At 69.0% G+C, this 25,126-nt stretch carries 26 protein-coding genes; 13 read left to right on the forward strand and 13 right to left on the reverse strand.

Annotated features, from left to right (window positions below; all coding sequences use genetic code 11):
- The first annotated feature begins 279 nt into the window (after positions 1-279).
- Positions 280-2,088, forward strand: coding sequence for an arylsulfatase (locus ACFOMD_RS01210; protein WP_380855557.1), 1,809 nt, complete (start codon positions 280-282; stop codon positions 2,086-2,088).
- Here the strand turns inward: ACFOMD_RS01210 and ACFOMD_RS01215 are convergent.
- Both ACFOMD_RS01215 and ACFOMD_RS01220 read right to left on the reverse strand, forming a co-directional pair.
- Positions 2,026-2,940: an SUMF1/EgtB/PvdO family nonheme iron enzyme gene (locus ACFOMD_RS01215; protein ID WP_380855560.1), complete on the reverse strand. Its 915-nt coding sequence runs from the start codon at positions 2,938-2,940 to the stop codon at positions 2,026-2,028. The two genes, ACFOMD_RS01210 and ACFOMD_RS01215, sit on opposite strands and share 63 nt — an antisense overlap.
- Positions 2,940-3,536, reverse strand: coding sequence for a TetR/AcrR family transcriptional regulator (locus ACFOMD_RS01220; RefSeq protein WP_380855563.1), 597 nt, complete (start codon positions 3,534-3,536; stop codon positions 2,940-2,942). The genes ACFOMD_RS01215 and ACFOMD_RS01220 overlap by 1 nt, the downstream gene beginning before the upstream one ends.
- Positions 3,537-3,628: 92 nt before the next feature.
- Between ACFOMD_RS01220 and ACFOMD_RS01225 the strand changes: the two genes are divergently transcribed.
- Together ACFOMD_RS01225 and ACFOMD_RS01230 are read left to right on the forward strand one after the other, a co-directional pair.
- A complete protein-coding gene (locus tag ACFOMD_RS01225; protein ID WP_380855566.1) occupies positions 3,629-5,293 on the forward strand; it encodes a sulfatase-like hydrolase/transferase in 1,665 nt (554 codons plus the stop codon).
- Positions 5,294-5,467: 174 nt separating this feature from the next.
- Positions 5,468-6,079 (forward strand): 2-hydroxychromene-2-carboxylate isomerase, encoded by a 612-nt coding sequence (locus tag ACFOMD_RS01230; protein ID WP_380855569.1) that lies wholly within the window; start codon positions 5,468-5,470, stop codon positions 6,077-6,079.
- 71 nt (positions 6,080-6,150) lie between these two features.
- On the opposite strand, the gene ACFOMD_RS01235 is transcribed toward ACFOMD_RS01230, so the two are convergent.
- Positions 6,151-6,420, reverse strand: a complete 270-nt coding sequence (locus ACFOMD_RS01235) for a hypothetical protein (RefSeq protein ID WP_380855572.1) — start codon at positions 6,418-6,420, stop codon at positions 6,151-6,153.
- 274 nt (positions 6,421-6,694) lie between these two features.
- On the opposite strand from ACFOMD_RS01235, the gene ACFOMD_RS01240 reads away from it, so the two are divergent.
- The 3 genes from ACFOMD_RS01240 to ACFOMD_RS01250 are packed head-to-tail and all read left to right on the forward strand — an operon-like array spanning position 6,695 to position 10,415.
- On the forward strand, positions 6,695-8,224 hold the full coding sequence (locus tag ACFOMD_RS01240) for a TIR domain-containing protein (protein ID WP_380855575.1): 1,530 nt from the start codon (positions 6,695-6,697) through the stop codon (positions 8,222-8,224).
- A 10-nt stretch (positions 8,225-8,234) separates the two neighbouring features.
- Positions 8,235-8,906, forward strand: a complete 672-nt coding sequence (locus ACFOMD_RS01245; RefSeq protein WP_380855578.1) for a hypothetical protein — start codon at positions 8,235-8,237, stop codon at positions 8,904-8,906.
- Positions 8,907-8,939: 33 nt separating this feature from the next.
- Positions 8,940-10,415: a tetratricopeptide repeat-containing protein gene (locus ACFOMD_RS01250; RefSeq protein ID WP_380855581.1), complete on the forward strand. Its 1,476-nt coding sequence runs from the start codon at positions 8,940-8,942 to the stop codon at positions 10,413-10,415.
- Here ACFOMD_RS01250 and ACFOMD_RS01255 read toward each other — a convergent pair.
- Positions 10,300-10,947, reverse strand: coding sequence for a Crp/Fnr family transcriptional regulator (locus tag ACFOMD_RS01255; RefSeq protein ID WP_380855584.1), 648 nt, complete (start codon positions 10,945-10,947; stop codon positions 10,300-10,302). The two genes, ACFOMD_RS01250 and ACFOMD_RS01255, sit on opposite strands and share 116 nt — an antisense overlap.
- Positions 10,948-11,073: 126 nt before the next feature.
- On the opposite strand from ACFOMD_RS01255, the gene ACFOMD_RS01260 reads away from it, so the two are divergent.
- From ACFOMD_RS01260 to ACFOMD_RS01270, 3 genes are all read left to right on the forward strand, one after another.
- Complete coding sequence (locus ACFOMD_RS01260; protein WP_380855587.1) at positions 11,074-11,499, forward strand: VOC family protein; 426 nt, start codon at positions 11,074-11,076, stop codon at positions 11,497-11,499.
- A gap of 221 nt (positions 11,500-11,720) precedes the next feature.
- Positions 11,721-12,527: a hypothetical protein gene (locus tag ACFOMD_RS01265; protein ID WP_380855591.1), complete on the forward strand. Its 807-nt coding sequence runs from the start codon at positions 11,721-11,723 to the stop codon at positions 12,525-12,527.
- A 162-nt stretch (positions 12,528-12,689) separates the two neighbouring features.
- Entirely contained in the window at positions 12,690-13,991 is a 1,302-nt protein-coding gene (locus ACFOMD_RS01270; protein WP_380855594.1) for a hypothetical protein, read from the forward strand.
- Between the two features lie 5 nt (positions 13,992-13,996).
- On the opposite strand, the gene ACFOMD_RS01275 is transcribed toward ACFOMD_RS01270, so the two are convergent.
- Positions 13,997-14,413 carry a nuclear transport factor 2 family protein gene (locus tag ACFOMD_RS01275; RefSeq protein WP_380855597.1) on the reverse strand — a complete coding sequence of 139 codons (417 nt, stop codon included), beginning with the start codon at positions 14,411-14,413 and terminating at the stop codon, positions 13,997-13,999.
- A gap of 131 nt (positions 14,414-14,544) precedes the next feature.
- Positions 14,545-14,733: a CsbD family protein gene (locus ACFOMD_RS01280; protein ID WP_380855600.1), complete on the reverse strand. Its 189-nt coding sequence runs from the start codon at positions 14,731-14,733 to the stop codon at positions 14,545-14,547.
- Between the two features lie 103 nt (positions 14,734-14,836).
- On the opposite strand from ACFOMD_RS01280, the gene ACFOMD_RS01285 reads away from it, so the two are divergent.
- Both ACFOMD_RS01285 and ACFOMD_RS01290 read left to right on the forward strand, forming a co-directional pair.
- Entirely contained in the window at positions 14,837-16,051 is a 1,215-nt protein-coding gene (locus tag ACFOMD_RS01285; RefSeq protein ID WP_380855603.1) for an NAD(P)/FAD-dependent oxidoreductase, read from the forward strand.
- A gap of 72 nt (positions 16,052-16,123) precedes the next feature.
- A complete protein-coding gene (locus ACFOMD_RS01290) occupies positions 16,124-17,407 on the forward strand; it encodes an Hsp70 family protein (protein WP_380855606.1) in 1,284 nt (427 codons plus the stop codon).
- On the opposite strand, the gene ACFOMD_RS01295 is transcribed toward ACFOMD_RS01290, so the two are convergent.
- On the reverse strand, positions 17,404-18,408 hold the full coding sequence (locus ACFOMD_RS01295; RefSeq protein ID WP_380855610.1) for a GlxA family transcriptional regulator: 1,005 nt from the start codon (positions 18,406-18,408) through the stop codon (positions 17,404-17,406). The genes ACFOMD_RS01290 and ACFOMD_RS01295 overlap by 4 nt on opposite strands.
- Positions 18,409-18,517: 109 nt before the next feature.
- Here ACFOMD_RS01295 and ACFOMD_RS01300 point away from each other — a divergent pair, with 109 nt between their 5' ends.
- Positions 18,518-18,967, forward strand: coding sequence for an SRPBCC domain-containing protein (locus tag ACFOMD_RS01300; RefSeq protein ID WP_380855613.1), 450 nt, complete (start codon positions 18,518-18,520; stop codon positions 18,965-18,967).
- 21 nt (positions 18,968-18,988) lie between these two features.
- On the opposite strand, the gene ACFOMD_RS01305 is transcribed toward ACFOMD_RS01300, so the two are convergent.
- Together ACFOMD_RS01305 and ACFOMD_RS01310 are read right to left on the reverse strand one after the other, a co-directional pair.
- Positions 18,989-19,255 (reverse strand): hypothetical protein, encoded by a 267-nt coding sequence (locus ACFOMD_RS01305; protein WP_380855616.1) that lies wholly within the window; start codon positions 19,253-19,255, stop codon positions 18,989-18,991.
- Positions 19,252-19,755 (reverse strand): GNAT family N-acetyltransferase, encoded by a 504-nt coding sequence (locus ACFOMD_RS01310; RefSeq protein WP_380855619.1) that lies wholly within the window; start codon positions 19,753-19,755, stop codon positions 19,252-19,254. The genes ACFOMD_RS01305 and ACFOMD_RS01310 overlap by 4 nt, the downstream gene beginning before the upstream one ends.
- 117 nt (positions 19,756-19,872) lie before the next feature.
- Here ACFOMD_RS01310 and ACFOMD_RS01315 point away from each other — a divergent pair, with 117 nt between their 5' ends.
- Entirely contained in the window at positions 19,873-20,979 is a 1,107-nt protein-coding gene (locus tag ACFOMD_RS01315) for a diguanylate cyclase domain-containing protein (RefSeq protein ID WP_380855623.1), read from the forward strand.
- Positions 20,980-20,982: 3 nt separating this feature from the next.
- Here ACFOMD_RS01315 and ACFOMD_RS01320 read toward each other — a convergent pair whose 3' ends face one another.
- From ACFOMD_RS01320 to ACFOMD_RS01335, 4 genes are read right to left on the reverse strand one after another with little or no spacing between them, the layout of a single operon-like run.
- On the reverse strand, positions 20,983-21,267 hold the full coding sequence (locus ACFOMD_RS01320; RefSeq protein WP_380855626.1) for a hypothetical protein: 285 nt from the start codon (positions 21,265-21,267) through the stop codon (positions 20,983-20,985).
- Positions 21,267-23,804, reverse strand: coding sequence for a cbb3-type cytochrome c oxidase subunit I (locus tag ACFOMD_RS01325; RefSeq protein WP_380855629.1), 2,538 nt, complete (start codon positions 23,802-23,804; stop codon positions 21,267-21,269). Before ACFOMD_RS01325 ends, ACFOMD_RS01320 begins: the two co-directional genes overlap by 1 nt.
- Positions 23,801-24,736 (reverse strand): cytochrome c oxidase subunit II, encoded by a 936-nt coding sequence (coxB, locus tag ACFOMD_RS01330; RefSeq protein ID WP_380855632.1) that lies wholly within the window; start codon positions 24,734-24,736, stop codon positions 23,801-23,803. The genes ACFOMD_RS01325 and coxB overlap by 4 nt, the downstream gene beginning before the upstream one ends.
- Positions 24,729-25,097 carry a c-type cytochrome gene (locus ACFOMD_RS01335; protein WP_380855635.1) on the reverse strand — a complete coding sequence of 123 codons (369 nt, stop codon included), beginning with the start codon at positions 25,095-25,097 and terminating at the stop codon, positions 24,729-24,731. The genes coxB and ACFOMD_RS01335 overlap by 8 nt, the downstream gene beginning before the upstream one ends.
- Positions 25,098-25,126: the final 29 nt, after the last annotated feature.

Genomic DNA, 25,126 nt, shown 5'->3' on the forward strand with positions numbered 1-25,126 from the left:
GGTCGCCCTCGCGCCTTCTTTGATCGAGTGAGGGCTGTCCGCTCGCCAACTACTCCCCTCCCCCGCCGGGGAGGGGTTGGGGGTGGGCCTGGCGGCGATCCGTGACCCCGACATTTACCCGCGACACGCGAGCCCACCCCTTACCCCTCCCCCTCGGGGAGGGGAGTTGGTCGCCCCCGTACAAACCCTGCCCCGGTTGCGCCCTCCCCCTCCTATTGGCATAACCTCTGCCGATAGATTCGGGCGCCAAGGGCAGGAATGACCGCGCGGAGGAGGAAATTGCGTATCGCCACAGGGCGGTTGGGGCGGGTCGCGCTGGGCGCGGCCGCCCTGCTTTTTGCGGGCGTGGCCGCCGCGCAGCCTGCTGCGCCAGCGCGCAAACCCAACATCGTCATCCTGCTCGCCGATGACTGGGGCTTCACCGACGTCGGCGCGTTCGGCGCCGAATATGCCACCCCCAACCTCGATGCGCTGGCGAAGGAGGGCGTGCGCTTCTCCAACTTCCACGTCGCCGGCTCCTGCTCGCCGACGCGGTCGATGTTGCAGACCGGGGTGATGAACCACCGCACCGGTCTGGCCAACATGCCCGAGACCATCCCCGACGAGCATAAGGGCAAGCCCGGCTACGACACGGTGATGAACCACCGGGTGGTGACGATCGGCCAGATGCTGCGCGCCGCCGGCTATCGCACCTATCTCACCGGCAAATGGCACCTCGGCGGCGATCAGGCCCGCCTGCCGCATTCGCGCGGCTATGACCGCGCCTTCGCACTGGAGGCATCGGGCGCCGACAATTTCGAGAAGCGACCGATCGAGGCGATGTATTCGACCGCCGATTGGACCGAGAACGGCAAGCCGGCGGACCTGCCCAAGGATTATTATTCCTCGCGCTTCGTCGTCGAAAAGGCGATCGACTATATCGAGCGCGACCGGGCGAGCGGCAAACCCTTCCTCGCCTCGATCAACTTCCTCGCTAATCACATCCCGGTGCAGGCGCCCGACGCCGACATCGCCCGCTATGCCGGCCAGTACCATGAGGGCTGGACGAAGCTGCGCGAGGCCCGCGCCCGCCGCGCCGCCGCGCTGGGCGTGATGCCGGCGAACACCAGGCTCGTCACCATGCCGACGACGCGCGACTGGGCGACGCTCGACGCCGAGGAGAAGCTGGCGGCGATGCGCGTGATGCAGGTCTACGCGGCGATGGCGACCGCGATGGACCGCGAGGTCGGCCGGCTGGTCGCGCATCTGAAGAAGACCGGCGACTATGAGAACACCATCTTCATCTTCACGTCGGACAACGGCGCCGAGCCGACCGACCCCTACAACCGCCAGCTGAACCGCGCGCTGCTCGGGCTGCGCTACGACACCTCGACCGCCAACATCGGCCGCCGCAACAGCTTCAGCGCGATCGGGCCGAGCTGGGCCAGCGCCGCTGCCTCGCCGCTGTCCGGCTACAAGTTCAGCGCCACCGAGGGCGGGCTTCGCGTGCCGCTGATCGTCGCCTGGCCGGGGCAGGTTCAGGGCGGGCGCATCGCGTCGGCGCTGACCCATGTCACCGACCTCGTCCCGACGATCGCCGAGCTGACCGGTACGCCAATGCATGGCGGCCAGTGGGAGGGCCGCGCCGTCGAGCCCGTCACCGGCCGCAGCCTCGCGCCGCTACTGCGCGGCGAGGCGACAAGCGTGCGCGGCGACGATGCGCCGCTCGGCTATGAGCTCTCGGGCAATGCCGCCCTCTTCCGTGGCGACCACAAGCTGGTGCGCAACCTGCCGCCGACCGGCGACGGCAAGTGGCGGCTGTTCGATATCGTCCGCGACCCCGGCGAGACGCACGACCTGTCGGCGGAAATGCCCGAGCGGTTCGCCGCGCTGATGGCCGACTATCGCGCCTATGCCCGCGCCAACGGCGTGCTCGAGATGCCGGCGGGCTACACCGCCGACAAGCAGATCAACAAATTCTCGATGCGGCAGCAGGGCGCAAAGCAGATCGGCATCATGGCGGCCTGGGCGGTCGGCGTGATCCTGCTATTCGCGCTGCCCTTCTGGTGGATGCGCCGCCGCCGGCGCCGGGCGCGCGGGATCAACTAGCCGGAAGCCGATATGGTCGGTGCCGAGGCCGCGCTCCTGAAACTGGCGCGCGGCGGGGCGGTAGCGCGCGCAATAATTGGCGGCGCACAGAAAGCTGCCGCCCTTGATGACGTTGCGCTCGCTGTCGATGGCGGCGGTCGTCCATTCCCAGACATTGCCGATCAGATCGTGGACGCCGTGCCTGTCAGCCGGAAAGCAGCCGACGGGCGCGCGACCGACGAAGCCGTCTATGCCGAGATCGCGCGCCGGGAACACGCCCTGATAGAAATTGGCGAGCGGCTTGCCTGATGCGTCGACGGGCTCGTGGCGGTTGGCGCCGCCGGTGGCCGCCGCCAGTTCCCACTGTTCTTCGCTCGGCAACGCCTTGCCCGCCCACTTCGCGTAGGCGAGCGCATCCTCATAGCCGATCTGCACCACCGGTTCGCGGCCGGCGACCTCGCTCTGCGGGCCGCTCGGATGCCGCCACTCGGCGCCGACCACCCAGCGCCACCACGCCGGGTTGGCGGCATCGGGCACGGTGAACACTGCCGAGCCGGGTTTGAGCATCTCGGGCGGCGCGCCGGGCAGTGGCGGCGGGTCACGCTCGGCCAAGGTCTTGTAGCCGGTGGCCTGCACGAAGGCGGCGAACTCGTCGTTGGTGACTTCGTGCGTCGCCAGCCAGAAACCGGGCAGCGTCACCTCGCGCGGCGGCCCCTCCTCGGGCAGTTGCGCGTCGCCGCCCATGGTGAAGGTGGCGCCGGAAATCCAGGCGTAGGCGGCCTTGGGCAGTGCCGGGCAGTCGGGCGCGGCCGGTTCCTCCGCCCCGCCACACGCCGCCAGCAGCACGGCGAGCAGCAGCACGCCGCCGCGCATCAGCCGGGCATCTTCGCGAGCAGCGCCTCGGCCATGTGCGACACCACCCGCGCCGCATCCTCCGCCGAGAGATTCTGGTCGCGGCGCAGCGCTCGCCAGGTCTGGAAGGACAGGGTCACGCACAGCGCCTCGACGCTGTCGCGCTCCGTCTGCACCGGCACGGGCAGCAGCCGCAGCAGCAGCGCCCGCTCCATCGCCAGCACCTGCTCCTGCTGCGCGGTGAGGAACGGCGAGCCGTAGCGCTTCACATCGGCGGCGAGGCGGAAGGGCAGCATCGCCTCCAGCACCTTGGCCCGCCGCCCGACCATGTCGCGCACGTTCGCCCGCCAGTCGCTCGCCGCATAGGGCGCGGCGACGATCGGCATCACCTGTTCCTCGACGCCCGCCGAAATCTCGCGGTACAGCGTGTCCATGTCGTCGAAGTGGCGGAACACGGTGCGCTGGCCGACGCCCGCCAGCTCGGCGACGCGCGCCGCGCTCGGCACCAGATCGCCCTGCTCGATCAGCTGACGCATCGCCTCGACGATGCGGCGGCGGCTCGAATGGCTGCGCGCGTGCCGCCCGTCGACCTTCTCGATATCCGCCACCTGGTTCATGCTGCATCGCTGACCCGCTTTGCCGCGCGGGTCAAGGCTGCGACTTGCCACGGGGTGGATATTTTGACACAGTTACTGCCATAACTTTGTCGATGCGGTCGGAACAGATCGGTGGGGCGATGAAGAAGCGATGGATGGCGCTGGGTGCGCTCGTTGTGCTGGCCGGTGCGGGCTATGCCCTTTTCCAGACCCAGAAATATCGGCTGCCGGGGCTGATCCAGGACTGGCGATCGCCGGTGCAGGACAACCGGCCGATCGCCTGGGTGCCGGGGCCGGCGGCGGCGGCGAGCGGTGATCGCCCGCCGAACATCATCCTGATCGTCGCCGACGACCTCGGCATCAACGACATCAGCCTGAACGGCGGCGGTGTCGCCGGCGGCCTCGTGAAGACGCCGAACATCGACGCGCTGGCCACGGCAGGGTTGAACTTCACCACCGCCTATGCCGCCAACGCCACCTGCTCGCCGTCGCGCGCGGCGATGATGACCGGGCGCTACCCGACGCGCTTCGGCTTCGAGTTCACCGCCGTCCCCGTCGCCTTCGCCGAGAACCTCGCGCACGGCGGCGACGACCCCGCCGCCCCGCCGGCGATCTTCCACCGCGAACTGATCACCGACGACATCCCTGCCTACCCCGACATGGGGGTGCCGGCGGGCGAAGTGACGATCGCCGAGGCGCTGAAGGGCGCCGGCTATCGAACCTTGCACATCGGCAAATGGCATCTCGGCGAGTCAGAGGCGCTGCAGCCGCATGCCCAGGGCTTCGACGAAAGCCTCGCCATCCTCGGCGGCGGCGCGATGTTCATGGACGCGAAGGACCCGAACGTCGTCAACGCCAAGCTGCCGTGGGACGCGATCGACCGCTTCATCTGGGCCAATCTGCGCCACGCCGTTACCTACAATGGCGGCGCACGTTTCCGCCCCAGCGGGCACATGACCGACTATTTCGCGGACGAGGCAGTGAAGGCGATCCACGCCAACCGCAACCGGCCGTTCTTCATATACCTCGCCTTCAACGCGCCGCACACGCCGCTGCAGGCGACCAGGGCCGACTATGACGCGCTGCCGCAGATCGCGGACCCGAAGACCCGCGTCTATGGTGCGATGATCGCGCAGCTCGATCGCGGCATCGGCCGGGTGATGGCGAAGCTGAAAGCGGAAGCCCTCGACGAAAACACCCTGGTGATCTTCACCAGCGACAATGGCGGCGCCTGGTACAATGGCATCGCCGGGCTGAACGCGCCCTACCGCGGCTGGAAGGCGACCTTCTTCGAAGGCGGCATCCGCACGCCCTTGTTCATGCGCTGGCCGGCGAAGATTCCCGCCGGATCGCAACGCCCCGACATGACCGGCCACCTCGACCTGTTCGCCACCATCGCCGGTGCTGCGCGGGCGAAGCTGCCGGCCGACCGCATCATCGACAGCGAGGACGTCCTCGCCGGCCCGGCGAAGCGCCCCGCGCTGTTCTGGCGGTCGGGGGCCTATCGGGCGGTAAGGGCGGGCGACTGGAAGCTGCAGGTGACCGAGCGGCCGAAACAGTCGCGCCTCTACAACCTCGCCGCCGACCCGACCGAGCAACGGGACGTGTCCGCCGCCGAACCGGGGAAGGTGGCCGAGCTGCGCCGCATGCTGGCGCGGCAGAACCAGGGCATGGCCAAACCGATCTGGCCGGGGCTGTTCGAGGGGCCGGTGCGGGTGGACGTGCCGCTGACGACGAAGTGGGAGGATGGGCAGGAGTATGTGTACTGGACGAACTAGTTCGCCAGCACCGCCCCTTCCCTTCATCGTCATCCCCGCGAAGGCGGGGATCCAGCCCTCAAGGAATCTGCCAGCTTCGCTGGCGCCTTTTGTATGGACTGGGCCCCCGCCTTCGCGGGGGTGACGAAAAGTGAGAGATCGACGCCCGCTTTCCCACAGCGCATGCTCCCGCCCATGCAGCTTGAAGTCTTCTTCGATTGCTCGAGCCCCTGGTCCTACCTCGGGTTCGAGCAGGTGCAGCCGCTCGGCGCCGAACTCGGGCTTGAGCTGATCTGGCGCCCGGTCCTCGTCGGCGGCATCTTCAATGCGGTCAATTCGAGCGTCTATCACATCCGCGAGAACGTGCCGGCGAAGCTCGCCTACATGGCGAAGGACCTGCGCGACTGGAGCCGCATCACCGGCATCGCCATCAACCCGCGCCCGTCGATCTTCCCGGTGAACAGCGCCGCCGCGATGCGCGCCTGCCTGCTGATGCCCGACAGCGCGTCGCTGGTGGCGACCGCCCGCGCGCTGTTCGAGGCCTATTGGCGTGACGACCGCGACATCGGCGACCGCGCGGTGATCGCCAACTGCGTGGCGGCAACCGGCGCCGACCCCGCCCTCCTCGCCCGTCTCGACGACCCCGCCGTCAAGGACCAGCTCCGCACCAACACCGCCGAGGCGGTGGCGCGCGGCAGCTTCGGCGTGCCGACCTTTTTCCTCAACCGCGACGACATGTATTTCGGCGTCGACCGCCTGCCCAACCTCCGCCACGCGGCGACTCAGGGGGAACGCGACGCCACCTGACAAAGAGCGGCGGGGCCCGGCGCGACCGGGAGGGGGATGGCGCGCCGGGTTACCCGCCAGTGGGGAGTGGGTTAGCGTCGGAGATCGCGGGCGAGCCAGAGCCCCGCGCCGATGGCCGCCAGCGCGCCGATCGCCTTCAGCAGCGTGAGCAGATCGCTCCACAGCGGCGACCCAAAGCCGCTGTTGCCCCCGTTGCCGCCCCCGAACAGGAAGGCGAACCACACGCCGGCGACCACCAGCGACGCCGCGACGAGCAGCAACTGGATCAGCCGCTGCTGGGCAGGAGGACCGATGTCGTCGCCCGATGACGCCCGCTGGTCATGATGAGACGCAATCGACATCGGCGCTGCTCCCACAGTTGGCGCCGCTCCGCCGGTCAGGACGGCGGGGCGGCAGTTGGTTGCAGAAGGTCGTGGTGCCGATCGTCGGCAGCCGCCGGCTTCTGCTTGCGCTCTCTGGGTAGGCGGGGGCGGAACGAGCGTCCGTGACGGGCGTCACGCCCGTCGATTTTTCGCCTTTTCTGGATTCCGCCCCCCGCCTGCGGTACGCTCCGCACCGTCAAGCTGAACGTCAGGGGGTGACGTGGTGGCGCGGGGGGAGGCTTCGGAAGCGGCAGTGGCGCGCGCCCCGTTCCGGGCGTTCGTCAGCTACAGCCATGCCGACGCCGCCGTCGCCCGCCGCCTGCAGAAAAAGCTCGAAAGCTACCGGGTCCCGCGCCGCCTGCGCGACCGGGTCAGCACGCTGGGCGTCGGCGGTCAGGTCGGCCCCGTCTTCCGCGACCGCGAGGATCTGTCGGCCAGCGAGGATCTGAGCGCGGCGGTGAAGGATGCGCTGGCGCGTTCGCAGGCGCTGATCGTCATCTGCTCGCCCAGCGGCGCCACCTCGCACTGGGTGGCGCGCGAGATCGAGCTGTTCCGCGCGCTCCACCCCGACCGGCCGGTGCTGTGCGCGCTGGTCGAGGGCAGCCCGGACGACGCCTTCCCCGAACCGCTGCGCCGCGGCGGTGCCGAGCCGCTCGCCGCCGATTTCCGGCGGGCCGGCGACGGCTGGAACCTCGCCTTCCTGAAAGTGGTCGCCGGCATTCTCGCCATCCCGCTCGACGAGCTGATCCAGCGCGAGGGGCAGCGGCGGCAGCAGCGCGTGATGGCGGTCACGGCGGGCAGCGTCGCGGTAATGCTAATCCTCGCCGCGATGACGATCGTCGCCCTCACCGCCCGCGCCGAAGCGGAACGCCAGCGCGGCCAGGCCGAGGCGCTGATCGAATATATGCTGACCGACCTGCGCACCGAGCTGAAGGCGGTCGGGCGGCTGCAGGTGATGAACGACGTCAACCGGCGGGCCATGGTCTATTATGCCGGGCAGGAGGTCGGCACCCTCCCCGACGACAGCCTGCAGCGCCGCGCCCGCGTGCTCGGCGTGATGGGCGAGGATGCCGAGAACGGCGGCAACCTCCCGGTCGCGCGCAGCCGCTATCTGGCGCTCTACCACACCACCGAGGCGCTGCTGGCGAAGGCGCCCGCCGCGCCGGCGCGCCTCTTTGCCCACGCGCAGAGCGAGAACCGCCTCGCCCTCCTCGCCATCAACGACGGCCGGCTCGACGAGGCGCTGGAGCGGCTGGCGCGGGTGCGCGCGGCGCTGACCGCCACCGCCCACTGGGGCGCCGCGCGCGGCGACTGGCTGCGCCTCTCCGCCTTCGCGCATGGCAACAGCTGCGCCACCCGGCTGAAGCAGGGGATCAGCGACGCCGCCACCCGCGACGGCTGCCGCGCCGCCATCGACTTCACCGAGCGGCTGCTGGCGCTGCACCCCGGCGACGCGGCGGCGTCCTACGACCTCGTCTTCCACTATATGTGGCTGGCCGAAGCCGAGATCGCCGCGGGGCGAATCGAGGCCGCCCGCCCCGCTCAGCAGCAGTATCTGGCGCTGATGCAGCGGCTCGTCGCGCGCGACCCGGACAATATGCTGTGGCGCGAGCAGCAGATGGAGCTCTACGTCCGCCACGCCGACCTGCTGCGCGAACAGGGCGACAGCGCCGCCGCCGCGCGCTTCCGCGCCGAAGCGCGCGCGGTCAACCAGCGCCTCATCGCCCGCGACCCCGACAATGCCGTCTGGGCGCGCTACGAAAAACGTCTTCAGTCACGCTAAAAAGGGGGACATGCCGATGTCGGAGAAAGTCAGCGATATCTCGTTCTTCGAAATCATCGCCAATGAGGAGCAGCGGGCCGTCTACGGCAAGGCGGTCAAGGTGGCCGCCGGCAGCCGGTCGTACCGCGAGGTGATCGACGCCGCGGCGCAGGCGACCCGCCTGCCCGACGACGGCGACGGCATTTCGTTCGAGCCGGGGCCGGGGCCCGAACGCGCGCTGGACATCGTCGAGACGCGCCGCACCGGCAGCTTCGCCTATGCCTTCCGCCTCAACGCCACGCTGCGCGGCGAGCGGCGGCTGAAGTTCGACCCCGCCGCGCCGATCGTGGTGCTGCCGCACCATTCGGCGGACGACGCCGCGCCCTTCATCACCGCCGCCGCCTCGCACAGCGGCGAGAATGACGGCTGGGCCTCCTTCGTCTGCGACGTGGGGGCCGCGCGCAGTTCGAAACTCGCGCAGCGCATCCGCGACGCGGCGGAGAAGGCGCAGAAAGACGCGCCGGGCGCACTCCATCATCCGGTGCCGTGGCTCTGCGTCGCTTTCCGCCTCAACGTCATCGATCCCGTCCTCGGCGCCGCCCCCTGGGTGATGCCGACCGAGCAGGACGACGACCATGGCGCGATCCTCACCCACGGCGGCGTGCATCCACCCGACGTATCGTTCGTCCGCATTCGCCTCTAGACTGCGCCCGATCACCGGAGCAGACCTTCGATCGTGAGTGTTCGTGCGCAGATTCTTCGCCTGTCCCGGCTGGGGGCGGACGCGCAGGCCTGGTCGGCGTTCCGCACCGCCGGGCTGGAGGGGAAGCGCGACTTCGATACGCTGATCCTGACCGGGCGGCTGAAGAAGGACCAGGCGGTGCGCGCCGCGGGAAGCGAGCGCATCCGCCTGTTCCGCGAAGCCTCGGCCGATTATGCGGCGGCAGCCGAACGCACGCCGTCAACCTATGCGCTGATCAACGCGGCCTCGCTCGCGCAGCTGGGCGGTGATCCCAAGGCGGCGCGCGGCTATGCGGAGCAAGTGCTGGCGCTGCTCGACAGCGGCCAGCATGACCCCGACACGCCCTACTGGCTGGCGGCCACCCGCGCCGAGGCCGAGTTGCTGACTGGCGACCCGGCGGCCGCGCAGGCGACGATGGCGCAAGCGGCCGCGCTCCTCCCCCGCGCGTGGGAGGAGCATGCGACCACCCTGCGCCAGTTCGCGCTGCTGCTCGACGCGAGCGGCGCGGACGCCGGCTGGCTCGACCAGTTCCGCCCCGCCCCGGTGCTGCATTTCGACGGGCTGATCGGCCTTGCCGCCGACGATGCCGCTGCCTCGCGCACCATCGCCGAGGCGGTTACGAAGCTGCGCCCCAGCCTCGGCATCGGCGCGCTCGCCGCCGGCTCCGATATCCTCATCGCCGAGGCGCTGCTGGCAACCGACGCGGAGCTTCATGTCGTGCTCCCCTGCGACGCCGAATGCTTCGTCGCGCAATCGGTGGCGCCCGCCGGCGGCGACTGGGCGGCGCGGTTCGGGAAACTGCTCGACGCCGCCGCATCGGTGACGATCACCAGCCCGATCGCCACCCTGTCCGACGCCGCCATCGATCTCGCCAAGCAGGTCGCGATGGGCATGGCGATCCGGCAGGCGCGCGCGCTCGCCACCCGCCCGGTGGCGCTGCGCATCACCGACGCGCGCGCCCCCACCACGCACGGCGCGGCCGAGGCGCTGTGGCGGGCGGCGGGGCATGCGATCGAGGCAGTGCCGCTGGCCCGATCGGCGGAGGTTCATCCGCTCGCCGACGCCGCGCGCGACACGCTCACCGCGCTCGTCGCGGTGCGCGACAAGCCCGTGCGCAGCTATGCCAGCTTCGGCGAGGCGCTGCGCGTCGCCAAGGCGAAGGGCGCGGCGGCCGGGATCGACCTCAGCCTGTCGGCAGACGACACGCTGGCGCTCGCCGCGCTGAACGGCGCGCCGGGCGCGATCGTCGCCACCAGCCGGGCGGCGGCGGCGGCCCTGCTCCACGATCCGAACCTTGAGGCCGACCTGATCGGTGGGGTGCGGAGCCCAACCGGCGAGGACGAATTGTGGCGCCTCAGACCAATAGCGCCTCAAGCCGCGCCCGCGACGCGATCCGCAGCCCCTCGGGCCCGCGCAGGATCAGCCCCCGCCGCTCCGCCGCCGCGACCGCGCGTGAAGCCGTCTCTCTAGTCGTGTTGACCTTGAGCGCCACCGCCGACAGCACCGGCGCCGGCGCGATCAGCCCGCTATCATCAGCCAGCGCCAGCAGCTCGGCATAGACCCGGCCCACCGCCGACAGGATCATCCGGTTGGCCATCCGGTCGAGCAGCGCATCCTGCTGCGCGCTCAGCAGCGCGGCGAGGCCGAGGCCGAGGCCGGGCAGGTCGGCAGCGAGTTGCGCCAGCCGCCGCGTATTCATCTCGATGACCTCGCTGCGGCTTTCGGCGGTCAAGGTCGCCGGCAGCGCGCGCGGCTGCGGGAAGGCGCCGATCAGCTCGCCGGGGCCGTAGCTCGCCAGCTGCACCAGCTGCCCGTCCTCGCCATAGGCGCGCAAGCTCGCGGCGCCCTCGACGATGATCCAGCAGCAGCCGCAAACCTCGCCCTGACGCGCATAGGCGTGCCCACGCGCGAGACTGCGCGGCACCGCGATCGCCGCCGCGCGCGCCGCGACCTCGCCCGAACAGCCGAGCGCCGCCGCCAGAAGGATCGGAACCTTGTCCACGCGTGCCGCTTGCTCCCCCGCCGGGAGCCTACGCGCGAGCGCCGTTGCTATCTAGGCTTTACCTGCCCGGTAATTGAGCCCGACGGCAGGCAGCGGGAAAAGGCGCTCACCAACCAGGAGCCCCCCATGCGCTGCACCAGCTTCTACCCCGTCGTCATGACCGCCGCCGTCGCCGAGACCGCCGCTTTCTACGTCCGCCATTTCGACTTCCAGCCGCTGTTCGAGGCGGACTGGTACGTCCACCTCCAGTCGCGCGCCGACCCGGCCGTCAACCTCGCCATCCTCGATGGCCGGCACCCGACGATCCCGGCGGCGGGGCGCGGCAGCGCTGCCGGGCTGCTGCTCAACTTCGAGGTCGAGGATTGCGACGCCGAATATGCGCGGCTGAAAAGCGCCGGCCTTCCCATCCTGCTCGACATCCGCGACGAGGATTTCGGCCAGCGCCACTTCATCACCGCCGACCCCAACGGCGTGATGATCGACATCATCAAGCCGATCCCGCCCTCGGCCGAATTCGCCGCGCAATATGCGCTGGAGGCGGTGCCGGGGTGAGGTCGTCGCGCGCGCCTCTTCAAAGAAAGCTTCTTCGCCATTCCAAGTGCGCCAGAATGGATATGTTCAAGCTTGCTTTCGGAACGGCGATGACATCAACTTGAGAAGACGCCTGTCGCGAGCGTCTGTTCGTCCGCGTGTGCTTTAATCTTTTAAGGCATTTGGATGACGCTGCGACGGTGCGCTGCCGCATGTCACCCCAAATGCGCATGGGGGACAGCATGACACTTGCAATCACTTTGCTACGCCAAGAAAAAGCCGCGCCGGTCGCCGACCCGTTCGAACTCATAAACGGCGGCGACGTCGCGGACGATGAAGTCCATGTCATTCGCGACGACGTCGTCTGCACGACGGAGCCGAAGGGGCATTCGACGCCGAAGGGTGCGTCGCTGCTCGAAATCGTCCTGCACGCGCCCGGCGGCTTCATTCCGCTCTGGGCGCCGAACACCACGCTGCGCTGGCGTTTTCAGGAAGCGTCACTGGTGCGGTTCGTTCACCCCGCGGCCGTGAAGGCGGAGGTCGAGAAGCTGCTCGGCGAGGCGATGCTGGCCTGGGGCGATGCGGCACCGATCAAGCTGATGCAGAGCGACGACGCCTGGGACTTCGAGATCGTCGTGCGCGACAGCGACAGTTGCAGTCCGCAGGGCTGCACCCTGGCGCGCGCTTTCTTTCCCGACGCCGGTCGCCACGAGCTCGTCATCTTTCCGAAGATGTTCAAGGAAAGCCGCGTGGAGCAGGTGGAGACGCTCATCCACGAACTCGGACATATCTTCGGCCTGCGCCATTTCTTCGCGCTGGTGTCGGAGACCGCCGTTCCCGCGGTCGTGTTCGGGACGCACAGCCAGTTCAGCATCATGAACTATGGGGCGGACAGCCGCCTGAACGACGCGGATCGCCGTGACCTGAAAGCGCTCTACACGGGGGTGTGGTCCGGCCAGTTGAAGGCGATCAACGGCACGCCCATCCGGCTGGTGAAGCCGTTCCATGCGAGCGGCGCGGCGCCGGCAGCCGCCGTCGTTCTTGCCTGATCGAACTTCAGCGAATTCCGGGGGAAGCATATGCAACGTTCACCCATCGGCTGCGTGATCGCGGCCACCCTGCTGCTCGGCGGCTGCGCCACGATCCGCGCAACGCCGCGCGACGGCAACGAGCTCGCCTCGGGCGTCACCTATTATCTGCCGAAGCGTGAGGTGAAAGTCACCGCCGAGCGGAAACTGCTCAAGAAGGAGGATCTGCAGAAGGCGGTCGCCGCCAAGAAGACCGAACTCGAGACCGTCGGCGCGCACATCAAGGCGACCGAGACGGCTATCAAGACTGCAAATGACCGACTGAAAACGCCGGCTGTACAAGGCAACGCCGAAGCGAAGGCCGAGATCGATAAAGAGCTGTCGATTGCGAATGGCGATCTGGAGCTCGCCAAGAAGAAGAAGGCCGGCATCGAGACCGAGATCGCCAACGGCGAAGCCGGCCTGCGCATCCTCGAAGGATCGCCGGGGACGAGTTGCGCCTTCTCGCATTCCGCCGCGCTCGAACTTCTCGCGCCCGTCGCCGATACCCGGCTTCGCCTCGTCGCCGATGCAACGCACAGCCCGCTTCGCGACGACGATACCAAGCTGGCCGTCAACAGTTCGGGCCTGCTGGCCACCGCCAACGTCGTCGCCGCCGATCGCACCGGCGACATCCTCGTCGAGATCGCCTCCGCCATCGCCGGCTTCGGCAGCGCCGGCGATCCCCTGGGCTTCGTCGACACCGACCTGAAGGCTGCCAATCAGGAGGAATGCGGGAAGCTTCCGACCAAATTCGCCTACCGCCTCGATCCCGCCGAATCCGCCGAGGTCGGCCGGCTGAACGGGGAATTCTTCAAAGCCGGTTTTCCGTTTCACCTGGAAGTGCCCGACATGTCGGGGGAGACGTACAAGTTCACCGACGACGACACCGCCATCGTCGATCGCCAGCGCATCACGAACCGGCCGAGCGGCGGCGGACAGACTTACAAGCTCGGCGACGCGCTTCGGCACCAGGGCACCAACGGGGCGCTTTTCTATCGAACGGCGCTCCCCCAGACGATCGTGCTGCGCCAGTGCAAGGCGGGTATCGCCTGCACAGGCACCGATCAAACCGTTCCCATCGACGCCACGGTGACGATGCTGCCGCAGATCGGCCCGATCTCCTACATCCCGATGCGCTCCTCGGCATTCGTAAAGACGGTCGACGATGTCGTCTTCGACAACGGCATGCTGACCTCGTGGAACGCCAACCGGCCGAGCGAGGTGCTCGAGGTTGTCCGGCTGCCCGTGCGGATCCTGAAGGCGATCATCTCGGTTCCGGCGGAGATCTTCAGGCTGCGGATCGACCTGTCGGATCAGCAAAAAGGGCTGGCGGCATCGCAGCAGGCGCAGATCGCGGCGCAGGCCGAACTTGCGGAAATCCAGGCCTGCGTCGAGACCGCCGGTAACGACAAGGACGCCGCCATGGCCTGTTTCAAGGAGTAGCGGCCCTACTCCGCCACCGGCGTCACCTGGATGTAAACGAGCTGCCACCGCCCGTCGCGCCGCACCCAATAGTCGGCGAAGCGGTGGCGGTCGGTGAAGGGCTTGCCGTCCTCGGTGCCGCGCATTGCGTTGGCGCCGGTCAGCATCGCGCTGTCGCCGCTCAGCAGCCAGCGGGTGTCGAACGGGCGGAACGGCTCGATCTTGAGGGTGGGCGCGGTCAGCGCGGCGATGAACGCGGCCTTGTCGCCGGTTGCGCCACGGCCGCGCACCCAGAGGAAATCCTCGGCGATCAGCCGCCGGAGCGCCGCGCGGTCCTTGGCGACGATCGCCGCGTCGAGTGCATTGGCGGCGGCCTGATGATCGGCGGCGCGCACGTCGACGGCGAGCAGGAGCAGCAGCGCCGCCCCGATGAACTTCAGCATGCGAAACACTCCTCCCGGTTTCGCCGCTTTCTACCGCCGCGACGTGATCCGCCGCGATTACCAGCGAGGTAGGCATGAAAAAGGGGCGGGAGCCGAAGCTCCCACCCCTCATGCCAATACGGGCAATCGCCTTAGCGGAGGCCGTCCTTGCGGGCTTCCTCGCGGCGGGCGGCTTCCTTCTCGGCGTCGCCGAGCGCTTCCTGCGCGTCGCCCTCGGCGCGGATGTCGGGGCGGTTCGTCGCGTCGCCGACGGCGCGCTTCGCCTTGCCCATCGTCTCGTCGTAGACGCCCTTGGCGCGGTTCTTCATCTCGTCGTCCATGACGAACTCCTTTGATCAAATTGCGATATCTCAAGAACCTCCGCCTCCAACCGACGTTCCGAGAAATGCGACCAATGACCGGCTGGAGGGATCAACCGAACAGATGCTGACCGAAGCCCGCGACCTGCGCAGCGGCACGGTGCCGTGGAACGAGGCGGACTGGCTGTCGCCCGATGGCGGCCCGCTGCCGTCCGGCATTGTCGATATCGCGATCATCGGCGCCGGCATCATGGGCTGCGCGCTCGCCGAGCGGCTGAGTGCCGAGGGGAACCGCATCGCGCTGCTCGACCGCCGCCCGCCGGCGAACGGCAGCACGGCGGCGTCGACCGCCGAGATCATGTGGGCGATGGACGTGCCGCTGCAGCACCTCGCCGAGCGGATCGGTGAGGAGGCGGCCGCGCGTCGCTGGGTGCGGGTACACGACGCGGTGCGCGGGTTCGCGGCGCGGATCGACGACCTCGGCATCGACTGCGCGCGGATCGATCGGTCGGTGCTCTACCTCGAAGGCGATCTGCTCGATGCCAAGGCGCTCGAAGCGGAGGCGGTGCTGCACCAGCGCCACGGCCTGCCCTCGCACTTTCTGCCGCCCGCGCAGGTCGCCGCCGATCACGGCCTGCCGCCGCGCGCCGCGATCCTGTCGGAGGGCGGTTACGAACTCGATCCGGTCAAACTGACGCTCGGCCTGCTCGACCGAGCGCTGGCGCGCGGCACGACGCTGACGTGGCCCTGCGACGTGGTCAGCCTCGACACCAGCAACGAAGCCGTCAGCATGCAGCTCGCCGACGGTCGGTCGATGACCGCCCGCCGCGTCATCCTCGCCACCGGCTATGAGGCGGCGCGGCTGTTCCTGCCGCCCGACTTTTCGCTGCTCTCCACCTTCGCCATCGCTACCCGGCCGGGCACGCCGCCGCCGTGGCGCGGCAACCTGATGGTCTGGGAGGCGGCGTCGCCCTATCTCTACGCGCGCATGAGCGCCGACGGCCGGCTGATCGCCGGCGGCGCCGACATCGACGCCACCGACAAACGCGCCCGCGACCGCTGCCTGCCCGACAGCGCCGCCGCCATCGCTACCAGGCTGGAAGCCCTGCTCAGCACGACGGTCGAGATCGACCGCAAATGGGCGGCGACCTTCGGTTCCTCGCCCGACGGCCTGCCCGCGATCGGCCGGTCGGCGCTCAACCCCAACGTCTGGGTCGCCGCCGGCTATGGTGGCAACGGCATCGCCTTCGCCGGCCTCGCCGCCGAGATGCTGGCGAAGGCGATGGCGGGCGACGATGACCCGGCGGCGGCCGACTTCGATCCCTACCGCTTCGGCTGATCAGCCACTGGCCTTCTCGCCGAACCTCGTCTACACGCGCCGGCCCCGCGATTCCTGCCAGAGGCCGACGACATGACCAGTACCGCGATGGGCCTCGACTTCGGCACCACCAACACGGTGGTTGCGCTGGGCAGCGGCCCCGGCGCCGCCGACGTGCTGAGCTTTCCGCATGGCGACGGCACGCGCACCTTCCGCTCGGCACTGTGCTTCTGGGCCGACGACGACGGCAAGCGCGCGCAGATCCTGCACGAGGCGGGGCCGTGGGCGATCGACGAATATCTCGCCTTCCCGCAGGACAGCCGCTTCATCCAGTCGTTCAAGTCGGTGGCGGCGAGCAAGACCTTCGAGCATGCGACGGTCTTCGAGAAGCGCCTGCGCTTCGAGGAGTTGCTGAGCCACTTCCTCGACAAGCTGATCGCGCATGGCGGCCTGAAAATGCCCGAGCGTATCGTCATCGGTCGCCCGGTACAGTTCGCCGGGTCGCGGCCCGACGAGGCGCTGGCGCTCGAACGTTATGGCCGCGGTTTCGCCACGCTCGGCGCGCGCGAGATCGCCTATGTCTATGAGCCGCTGGCCGCCGCGTTCAGCTTCGCGCGACAGGTCGAGGATTCGGCCACCATCCTGATCGCCGACTTCGGCGGCGGCACCAGCGACTTCTCCGTCGTGCGCGTGAATGCGCCGGGAACGGGTGCGCGCTGCACGCCGCTCGGCCATGCCGGCGTCGGCATCGCGGGTGATCGCTTCGACTATCGCATCGTCGACCGGCTGGTGCTGCCGCTGCTCGGCAAGGGCGGCTTCTACCGCTCTTTCGACAAGCATCTGGAGATCCCGCGCGGCTATTTCGCAGACTTCGCCGACTGGAGCCGCCTCGCGCTGATGCGCAACCGCCGCACGCTCGAGGAGCTGCGCAAGCTGGCGAAGAGCGCGGTGGACCCGACGGGCATCGAGCGGATGATCCGGCTGATCGAGCTTGAACTGGGCTTCCCGCTGTACGACGCGGTCGGGCGGCTGAAGCGTGAGCTGTCGGGCAGCGACACGGCCCGCTTCCAGTTCAGCGGCGGCGGCATCGAACTCGACGAAGCCGTCGATCGCACCGCCTTCGAAGACTGGATCACCCCCGACCTCGCCGAAATCGGTGCCGCCGCCGACCGCGCGCTGGCCGCGGCGAACACCGCACCCGCCGACATCGACCGCGTGTTCCTCACCGGCGGCTCCTCGCTGGTCCCCGCCGTCCGACAGATCTTCATCGACCGCTTCGGCGAAGCGCGCGTCGCCGGCGGCGAGGAGCTGACCTCGATCGCCCACGGCCTCGCGCTGGTCGGGCAGGAACCCGACATGGGCGGCTGGACGGCTTAGGTGCGGCGCATCCTCTGCCGGTAGCGGGCCGGCGAAATGCCCACCCGGCGCCGGAAAAGCTGGCGGAAGAAGGCGGGATCGGCATAGCCCACCTCGGCGGCGATCGTGTCGACGGGCGCGTCGCCGCTTTCGAGCAGCTGCTTCGCCTCCTCGACCCGCAGGGTCTGCACATAGTCGAGCGGGGTGTAGCCGGTCGCCAGCTTGAAGCGGCGCTTGAAGGTACGTTCGGGCAGTCCCGACTGGGCGACCATCGCCGCGACAGGATTCTCGACCTCATAGTGAAGCGCCGCCCACGCCTGGCAGGCATGGATCGTCGCGTCCTGGTGCGCCCGCGGCTGCGTCATCGCGGCGAAGGGCAGTTGCCCGTCGCTGCGGTCACCGATCAGGAAGATGCGCCCCACCCGCACCGCCTCCTCCGCGCCGCAAAAGCGGCCGATCAGGTAGAGCGCCAGGTCCTGCCATGACGACGCCCCGCCGGTGGTGATGAGCCGCCCGTCGAGTCCGCTGTCGCAGAGGATGCGGTCGGCGCGGTAGCGGACCTGCGGGTAGCGGTCGCGGAACAGCGCCGCCGCGCTCCAGTGCGAGGCGGCGTCTCGCCCGTCGAGCAGCCCGGCCTCCGCCAGCACCAGCGAGCCGCTGCAGGTCGAGGCGATAAGCGCGGCGCCGTCGACACGGCGCTTCAGCCACTCGATCTCCGGCGCCCAGCGCGTCGCGGGATCACCGGTCAGCGGCAGTTCGACATCGGCGACGATGATGACGTCGGCGGGCGGTGCGTCGGCCAGCGCATGGTCGGGCAAAATCGGCAGACCGACGCCACTGCGAAACGCCTCTCCGCTGCGCGCCACGATCAGCGGCCGGAAGCGCCGCCCGCCCGATGGCTGGCCGGTCAGCGCCGTCCACAGATGCCCCGCCGCGCCGAGCACCTCGAACAACCCATGGATGGCGAGCGGCGCGGAATCGGGCAACGCGAGGATGGCAACGGTGACGGGCGCATCGGACATGCAGGCGGAGTGGCACGAATGCCTCGTTTCTGTCCAGAACCGCTCTTACGAAGACCGGGCGAAGGCAGCAGTTTCTACATCGTCAACAGATTGTAGAAGGACCTGCCCCATGCCCGCGACCGCCGGAATCGTCGAGATCGCCAAACCCTATGCCGCCACCCCCGCACAGGTCTTCGCGGCCTGGGCGTCGCCGCAGGCGATGCTTATCTGGAGCGCACCGCCGCCCGGCTGGACGATGGCCTGCACGGCCTTCCGGCTTGAGATCGGCCATGCCGACGAATGGCGCTTCGGCCCCGAGGGCGAGGCCCCGTACGTCAACATCAACCGCTATGTCGCGATCGAGCCCGACCGCCGCCTCGCCTATACGACGACGCTGTCGCACGAAGGGCAGCTGGATTTCGCCGGCAGCGTCTGCGTGACCTTCGAGGCGACCGAGAGCGGCTGCCATCTCACCCTGATCGAGGCGGGCATCTACCTCGACGCCGACGACCGCGACGGTCACGAAGCCGGCTGGCAATCGATGCTCGACGCGCTTGCCGACTATCTGGCGAAGGGCTGAGACGGGCGCGGCGGCGGCGCGCTAGTTCACCGCGTTATTGGCGCTGTGGACGAAGGCGTCGTCGCTGCTTTGCTGGACGCGCAGCGACGCGATCTCGAGGCTGCGTTCCAGCTCGTCGACGCTGGTGACCGTGCTGGCGATGGTGGTGCCGAGCACCGCGGCGACCGCCTCCAGCACCGCATCGACCGGCGTGCCGCGCGCGATGTGGGTGCGCACCACCTCGACGAGATCGGCGCTCAGTTCGTCGACCTGCCGTTCGAAGGTGGCTTCCGTCGATGCCTTGCTCATCGCACTACTCCTGCTTGTTCATTGGCGATGCCCTTAACCATATAGAGCGCGCCGTCGCCATAGCTGGCGAGCTTCTGCGTGATCGCCGGATCGTCGGTGACCGGTTCGAAGCCGAAGCCCTGCCAGAAGGCGCGCGTACCATTGACCGACACCAGCGCGATGCGTTCCGCGCCCCACGCACGCGCGCTCTCCACCAGCCGCTCGACGATCGGCCGCGCATGCCCCTGTCCACGTACGTCGGGATGCAGCGCGAGATCGTGCAGGTACAGCGTCTCGGTCGTGTCGGGCACGCCGCCGAGGCGGCTGTTGAGCGGCGGGATTTTGCCGTGCGGCCACGGATAGGCGATCAGATAGCCCTTCACCACGTCGCCATCGGCGAGCACGAAGCCCCCTTGCGAAAACAGCGCCAGTCGCTCCTCGAAACAGGCGCGATCCTCGAAATGATCGGGAAAGGCGGCGGCGGCGACCGGCACGACGCCGGAAATGTCCGCGGCCGTCATCGCCCGCCAGTTGAAGTCAGCTATCATCGGCTCCGCATACGCCGGACCCATCGCGGATTCTACGGCGTTGACCGCAGGTCAAAGCGCGCCAAGGTAGCGCGCAGAGGTGTAGATTCGTTGCAGCAGCCCGCCGATCATCTGAAGCAGACCATCTACGTCGAACTGGTCCGTGGCCTGTTCACGACGCTGACGCCGTCGGCGGTGATGTCGCTGGTGTTCCTGCTGTGCGTTGCGCTGGTGGCGTCGCAGGGCGGCAGCACGCTGGCGACCGGCGTCGGTATCGCCGGCATCGTCGCGAGCGTGGCGCGGCTGGCGACGATCGCGGCGTTCCGGGGCGAGACTTTCTCACCGGCGCTGACCGCACCGCGCGCCCGCACGCTCGAACACCGCTTCATGGCGGCGTACCTGTCCTTTGCCCTGTGCCTCGGCGCCTATGGCGGCGTGCTGTTCGCCGGCCCGGGCGCGGACATCCACATGCTGACCGCCTGCCTGCTCGTCGGCTATTGCGCGGGCGTCGCCGCCGGCATCGGCCTGCGCCCCGGCATCGCCATCCCGAGCATGATCATCGCGATGGCCCCGGCGATCATCGTGGCGGCGCTGAGCGGTGCGCCGCTCTATATCGGCATGGCGGCGATCACCGGCGCGCTGCTCGCCGCCGGCTGTCGCAGCGTTCTCGAGCGCCATCGCCTGACCATCGCGGAGATCGGCAAGCGCATCACCTTCGAATCGCTCGCCCGGCGCGACGAGCTGACCGAGCTGCCCAACCGCCTGGCGCTGCGCGAGGCGTTCGAGGGCGATTTCGCCGGCCCGGCGAAGGGTGAGCTGATCGCCGTCCACTATCTCGATCTCGACGGCTTCAAGCCGGTCAACGACCGCTTCGGCCATCCGGTCGGCGACGCGCTGCTGGTGGCGGTGAGCGAGCGGATCCGCGAGGCGCTGCTGCCCGGCGACATCGCGGCGCGGCTGGGCGGCGACGAGTTCGTCATCCTGCAGCGGGGCTTACGCCACGCCGACGAAACCGAGATGACCGTCCAGCGCCTGCTGCAGGCGCTCCACAGGCCGTTCCCGCTCGGCGGACGCGACATCCGTATCTCGGCCTGCATCGGCACGGTCACCACCGCCGACACCTCGCGCGACCTCGAATATCTGCTCGAACGCGCCGACACCGCCCTCTACGCCGCCAAACGCCGCGGCGCCGGCCGCGCCGAGCGCGCCGCAGCATAGGGTTTACGCCAGAACCGCGACCAGCCCCTGCCAGATGACGGCGACGAGCGACACGGCGACACCGCCGATCGCCAGCCCGCCGATCCAGCGGGCGAGGCCATCGTTCGCGACGGGTCGCCGGGCAAGGCGCAGCAGCCAGAGATTGGCAGCGATGGCGGCGAGGGTCGCAATGCCGGTGCCGGCGCGGGCCGGCATCGTCGTCTCGAACACGCTGCCGAACGCGTAGAGGGCGAAGAAATGCGCCGCCCAGACGAGCAGTCCGCCGAGCGCCAGCAGCCAGGTGCGCATCAGCCGACGCCCGGAAACAGGCGGGTGACCAGCGCGCCGATGAACCCTTGCGCGCCGGTGTAGGCGATGAACAGCGCGGTCAGGTCGAAGCTGTTGTTGGCCGGACGGGTGACGAGGCCGCGGCTGTTCCGGGCGGCGACGTAGAGCGCCATCATCGCGCCGATCGAAACGAGGATGCCCTGCAAGGCGATCAGCGCGTAGACGGTCGCGCCCTGCCCGCTGATTTCGGGGCGCAGCCCTGCGCCGCGCCAGCTGTGCCAGTCGGCCCAGAAGGCGACGGCCTGCACGGCGGCGGCGAGCACCAGCAAGGTCGGCGCCGGCCACAAGGCTGCCTTCGGATGCGCGAGGTGGTGGCGCGCAACCCACGCCAGCGCACTGCCGATCGCGGCGCCGCCCGCCACGGGCGCCAGCCATGAAGCGTCCGGCGGCGCGATCCAGAAGGAGGGGTTGATGCCGTAGAGGTAGAGATAGCTGAACAGCGCCATCACGAAGATCATGCCGATGACGATCAGCAGGATGACCATCGCCCACCAGCCGTGGGTGTGCGCGCCGGTCGCATAGGTCGGTACGCGGATGCCGGCGCCGATATCGGCGTCGTCGACCTCGATGGGCCGGTCGGTTTCCCACAGCCAGCGCAGCATCGCGGCGAGGCCGAGGACGCCGCTGACAATGCTCGCGGTGTAGGCCTGCACGGTCAGCAGCAGGAAGAAGCCCGCGGTGCCGACCGCCGCCCAGACGTGCCACATCGACGGGCCGGGCATGATCTGCAGATACTGCGGCTCGGCACGTAAGGGGCTGGTGACGATGGTCTCGCGGCGGCCGGTGACGGAGCCGGGGAGGAAGTAGCGGCCTTCCTCGACATCCTCGGCGAGCTTGGGGTCGTCCCACAGCGGCTCGCGGCTTGTCACGACCGGGATGCTGCGTGTCGAATAGAGGCCGGTCGGCAGCCATTCGAGCGTGCCGGCGCCGTAGATGTTGCCGGCATTGTCCTCATTGGCGAAGCGGAAGCGGCGGGCGACGTCGACGACGAACAGCAGCACGCCGGCGGCGAAGACGAAGGCGCCCACCGTCGACATCAGATTGGTGATCTCAAGATCGCGGCCCGGCAGGAAAGTATAGACCCGCCGCGGCATGCCCATCAGCCCGGTCAGGTGCATCGGCAGGAACGCCAGATGCATGCCGACGAACATCAGCCCGAACACCCATCGCCCGACGCGCTCCGACAGCGCGTTCCGGCTCATCGACGGCGTCCAGTAGTAGAAGACCGCGAACAGCGGGAACACCATGCCGCCGATCAGCACATAATGGAGGTGCGCGACGATGAAATAGGTGTCGTGCGCCTGCCAGTCGAACGGCACCAGCGCCAGCATCACCCCGGTCAGCCCGCCGATCACGAAGATGATGATGCCGCCGACGAAGAACAAAGTCGGGGCGTTGAGCTGCGGCCGCCCGGCGGCGAGCGTTGCGATCCAGGAGAACACCTGGATGCCCGCCGGCACGCTCACCGCCATGCTCGCCGCCGAGAAGAAGCCGGCGGAAATGGTGGGTATGCCGACGGTGAACATATGGTGCGCCCAGACGCCGAAGCTGAGGAAGCCCGTCGCGAGCAGCGCCAGCACGATCAGCCGGTAGCCGACCAGCCGCGTTTTCGCGAGCGTCGCCACCATCATCGAGACGAGGCCGGCAGCGGGCAGGAAGATGATGTAGACTTCCGGGTGGCCGAAGAACCAGAACAGATGCTGCCACAGCACCGGATCGCCGCCGCGCGTCGGGTCGAAGAAGGGCCAGTTGAGCGCGCGTTCGAGCTCGAGCAGCAAGGTGGCGAGGATCACCGCGGGAAAGCCGATGATGATCATCACCGCGAACACCAGCATCGCCCAGGCGAAGATCGGCATCTTGTCGAGCGTCATGTTCGGCGCGCGGGTGCGCAGCACGCCGACGATGATCTCGATGGCGCCGGCGATGGCGGAAATCTCGATGAAGCCGATGCCCAAGAGCCAGAAGTCGGCATTGATGCCGGGCGAGAAAGCCGTGCTGGTCAGCGGCGGATACATGAACCAGCCGCCATCGGGCGCGAGGCCGACGAACAGCGAGGCGAAGAAACAGAGTCCACCGATCAGATAGGCCCAGAACGCATAGGCGGAGAGGCGCGGGAACGGCAGGTCGCGCGCCGCCAGCATCTGCGGCAGCAGCAGCACCCCCAGTGCCTCGACCATCGGCACCGCGAACAGGAACATCATCACCGTGCCGTGCATGGTGAAGAACTGGTTGTAGGTCTCCGGTGGCAGCACGCCGTTCAGCGGCAACGCCAACTGCACCCGCATGAACAGCGCGAGGCTGCCGGCGAGCAGGAAGAACAGGAACGCCGCGGCGACGTAGTAGAGGCCGACATAGTTGTTGTTGACGACGGTGAGGTACTGCCAGCCCTTGGGCGCGCACCAGATGCGCTCCAGCTCCTCCTTCTCGCCCGTCGGCCGCGGACCCTTCGTCGGGAAACGGTCGTAGAGCTTGGGGTCGAAGCCGGTCTCCGAGGTCACTTGGGCGAGCCCATGTGATCGGCGAGAAGTTGCAGCTCGGCGCCGCTCAGCACCTTGTAGGGCGGCATGCGGTTGCCGGGCTTCAGCGCCTGCGAATCCGCGATCCAGCCGATCATCGTGCCGCGATTGTTGGGCAGGATGCCGGCGCCGAGCGTCCGCCGCGTCGCGACATGGGTGAGATCGGGCCCGGCGAGGCCGTTGGCGGGGGTGCCGGCGATGCGATGGCAGGCGGCGCAGCCGGCACGCTCGAACAGTTCGGTGCCCGCCGCACCGCGCGCCGGCGGCATCCGCCGCATCGCTTCCCAGCGCGCGAAATCGGCGGGGTCATGCGCGACGACGGTGAAGCCCATCAGCGCGTGAGGCCCGCCGCAATATTCGGCGCATTGCCCACCATAGACGCCCGCCCTGTCAGCCTGCAGGCGCAGCCGATTGAGGCGGCCGGGGATCATGTCGAGCTTGCCCGACAGGCGCGGCACCCAGAAGCTGTGGATGACGTCCGCCGAGCGCAACTCGATCTCGACGGGGCGGCCGACGGGGATGTGAAGCTCGTTGGCGTCGTGCAGCCAGACCTGGCCGCCGGCATCCTTGTAGGCGACGCGCCACCACCACATCTCACCGCTGATCTCGACACGGAAAGGTTCACCGTCAGCAGGCTTCGACAGCTTCGAGGTGAGCGTCAGCCCCCAGACCAGCAGCGCGGTCAGCACCACCACCGGGAAGATGAAACCGAGCGCGACGATCGCCTTGTTCTCGCCGAGGCGTTTCCTCGTCGATTCCTTGCCAAACAGCGCGATGTAGAGCGCGAGCATGACGATCGCGAACACCGTCACCGCCATCGCGATCAGCGCCCACGACAGCACCGCCACCGACGCCGCATGCGGCCCGGCGGGGTCCAGGACGGGCGGCGGCCAGCCGCGGAAACCGTCAATCATCGAGGCTGTAAAGATAGGCTGCGACATGGCGTGCCTCCTCCTCGCTGAGCGGCATCGCCGGCATGGTGGTTCCGGGCGTCAGCGCCGGGGCGTCGCGAATATAGGGAACGAGAACCTCCGGGCGGTTGGGCAGCTTACCCGCGATCAGCGCCTGCTTTGCGAAGCCGCCGAGCGCGGGACCGGCGCGCCCCTGTGGCCAGTCGAGGCCGGGCAGCACATGGCAGGCGCCGCAGCCGACCGCCTTCGCCAGCCGCAGCCCTTCCGCCGCGTCGGCGCCGGGCAGCACATGCCGCTCGTCGGGCGCCGGCTTGCACGCGCCGAGCAACAGCAGCGGCAGCAGAAGATAGGTATTTGATCCCACGTCGTTTCGGAACCGTCCGCAAGCGGCGA

The organism is Sphingoaurantiacus capsulatus, from assembly GCF_042648405.1.
Taxonomy (GTDB): Bacteria; Pseudomonadota; Alphaproteobacteria; order Sphingomonadales; family Sphingomonadaceae; genus Sphingoaurantiacus; species Sphingoaurantiacus capsulatus.

Coding starts and splice junctions, on each gene's coding strand:
- ACFOMD_RS01215 (WP_380855560.1), bottom strand. CDS start 2,940: ATGCGCGGCGGCGTGCTGCTGCTCGCCGTGCTGCTGGCGGCGTGTGGC.
- ACFOMD_RS01220 (WP_380855563.1), bottom strand. CDS start 3,536: ATGAACCAGGTGGCGGATATCGAGAAGGTCGACGGGCGGCACGCGCGC.
- ACFOMD_RS01225 (WP_380855566.1), top strand. CDS start 3,629: ATGCGGTCGGAACAGATCGGTGGGGCGATGAAGAAGCGATGGATGGCG.
- ACFOMD_RS01230 (WP_380855569.1), top strand. CDS start 5,468: ATGCAGCTTGAAGTCTTCTTCGATTGCTCGAGCCCCTGGTCCTACCTC.
- ACFOMD_RS01235 (WP_380855572.1), bottom strand. CDS start 6,420: ATGTCGATTGCGTCTCATCATGACCAGCGGGCGTCATCGGGCGACGAC.
- ACFOMD_RS01245 (WP_380855578.1), top strand. CDS start 8,235: ATGCCGATGTCGGAGAAAGTCAGCGATATCTCGTTCTTCGAAATCATC.
- ACFOMD_RS01260 (WP_380855587.1), top strand. CDS start 11,074: ATGCGCTGCACCAGCTTCTACCCCGTCGTCATGACCGCCGCCGTCGCC.
- ACFOMD_RS01265 (WP_380855591.1), top strand. CDS start 11,721: ATGACACTTGCAATCACTTTGCTACGCCAAGAAAAAGCCGCGCCGGTC.
- ACFOMD_RS01275 (WP_380855597.1), bottom strand. CDS start 14,413: ATGCTGAAGTTCATCGGGGCGGCGCTGCTGCTCCTGCTCGCCGTCGAC.
- ACFOMD_RS01280 (WP_380855600.1), bottom strand. CDS start 14,733: ATGGACGACGAGATGAAGAACCGCGCCAAGGGCGTCTACGACGAGACG.
- ACFOMD_RS01285 (WP_380855603.1), top strand. CDS start 14,837: ATGCTGACCGAAGCCCGCGACCTGCGCAGCGGCACGGTGCCGTGGAAC.
- ACFOMD_RS01290 (WP_380855606.1), top strand. CDS start 16,124: ATGACCAGTACCGCGATGGGCCTCGACTTCGGCACCACCAACACGGTG.
- ACFOMD_RS01295 (WP_380855610.1), bottom strand. CDS start 18,408: ATGTCCGATGCGCCCGTCACCGTTGCCATCCTCGCGTTGCCCGATTCC.
- ACFOMD_RS01300 (WP_380855613.1), top strand. CDS start 18,518: ATGCCCGCGACCGCCGGAATCGTCGAGATCGCCAAACCCTATGCCGCC.
- ACFOMD_RS01305 (WP_380855616.1), bottom strand. CDS start 19,255: ATGAGCAAGGCATCGACGGAAGCCACCTTCGAACGGCAGGTCGACGAA.
- ACFOMD_RS01310 (WP_380855619.1), bottom strand. CDS start 19,755: ATGACGGCCGCGGACATTTCCGGCGTCGTGCCGGTCGCCGCCGCCGCC.
- ACFOMD_RS01320 (WP_380855626.1), bottom strand. CDS start 21,267: ATGCGCACCTGGCTGCTGGCGCTCGGCGGACTGCTCGTCTGGGCGGCG.
- coxB (WP_380855632.1), bottom strand. CDS start 24,736: ATGATTGACGGTTTCCGCGGCTGGCCGCCGCCCGTCCTGGACCCCGCC.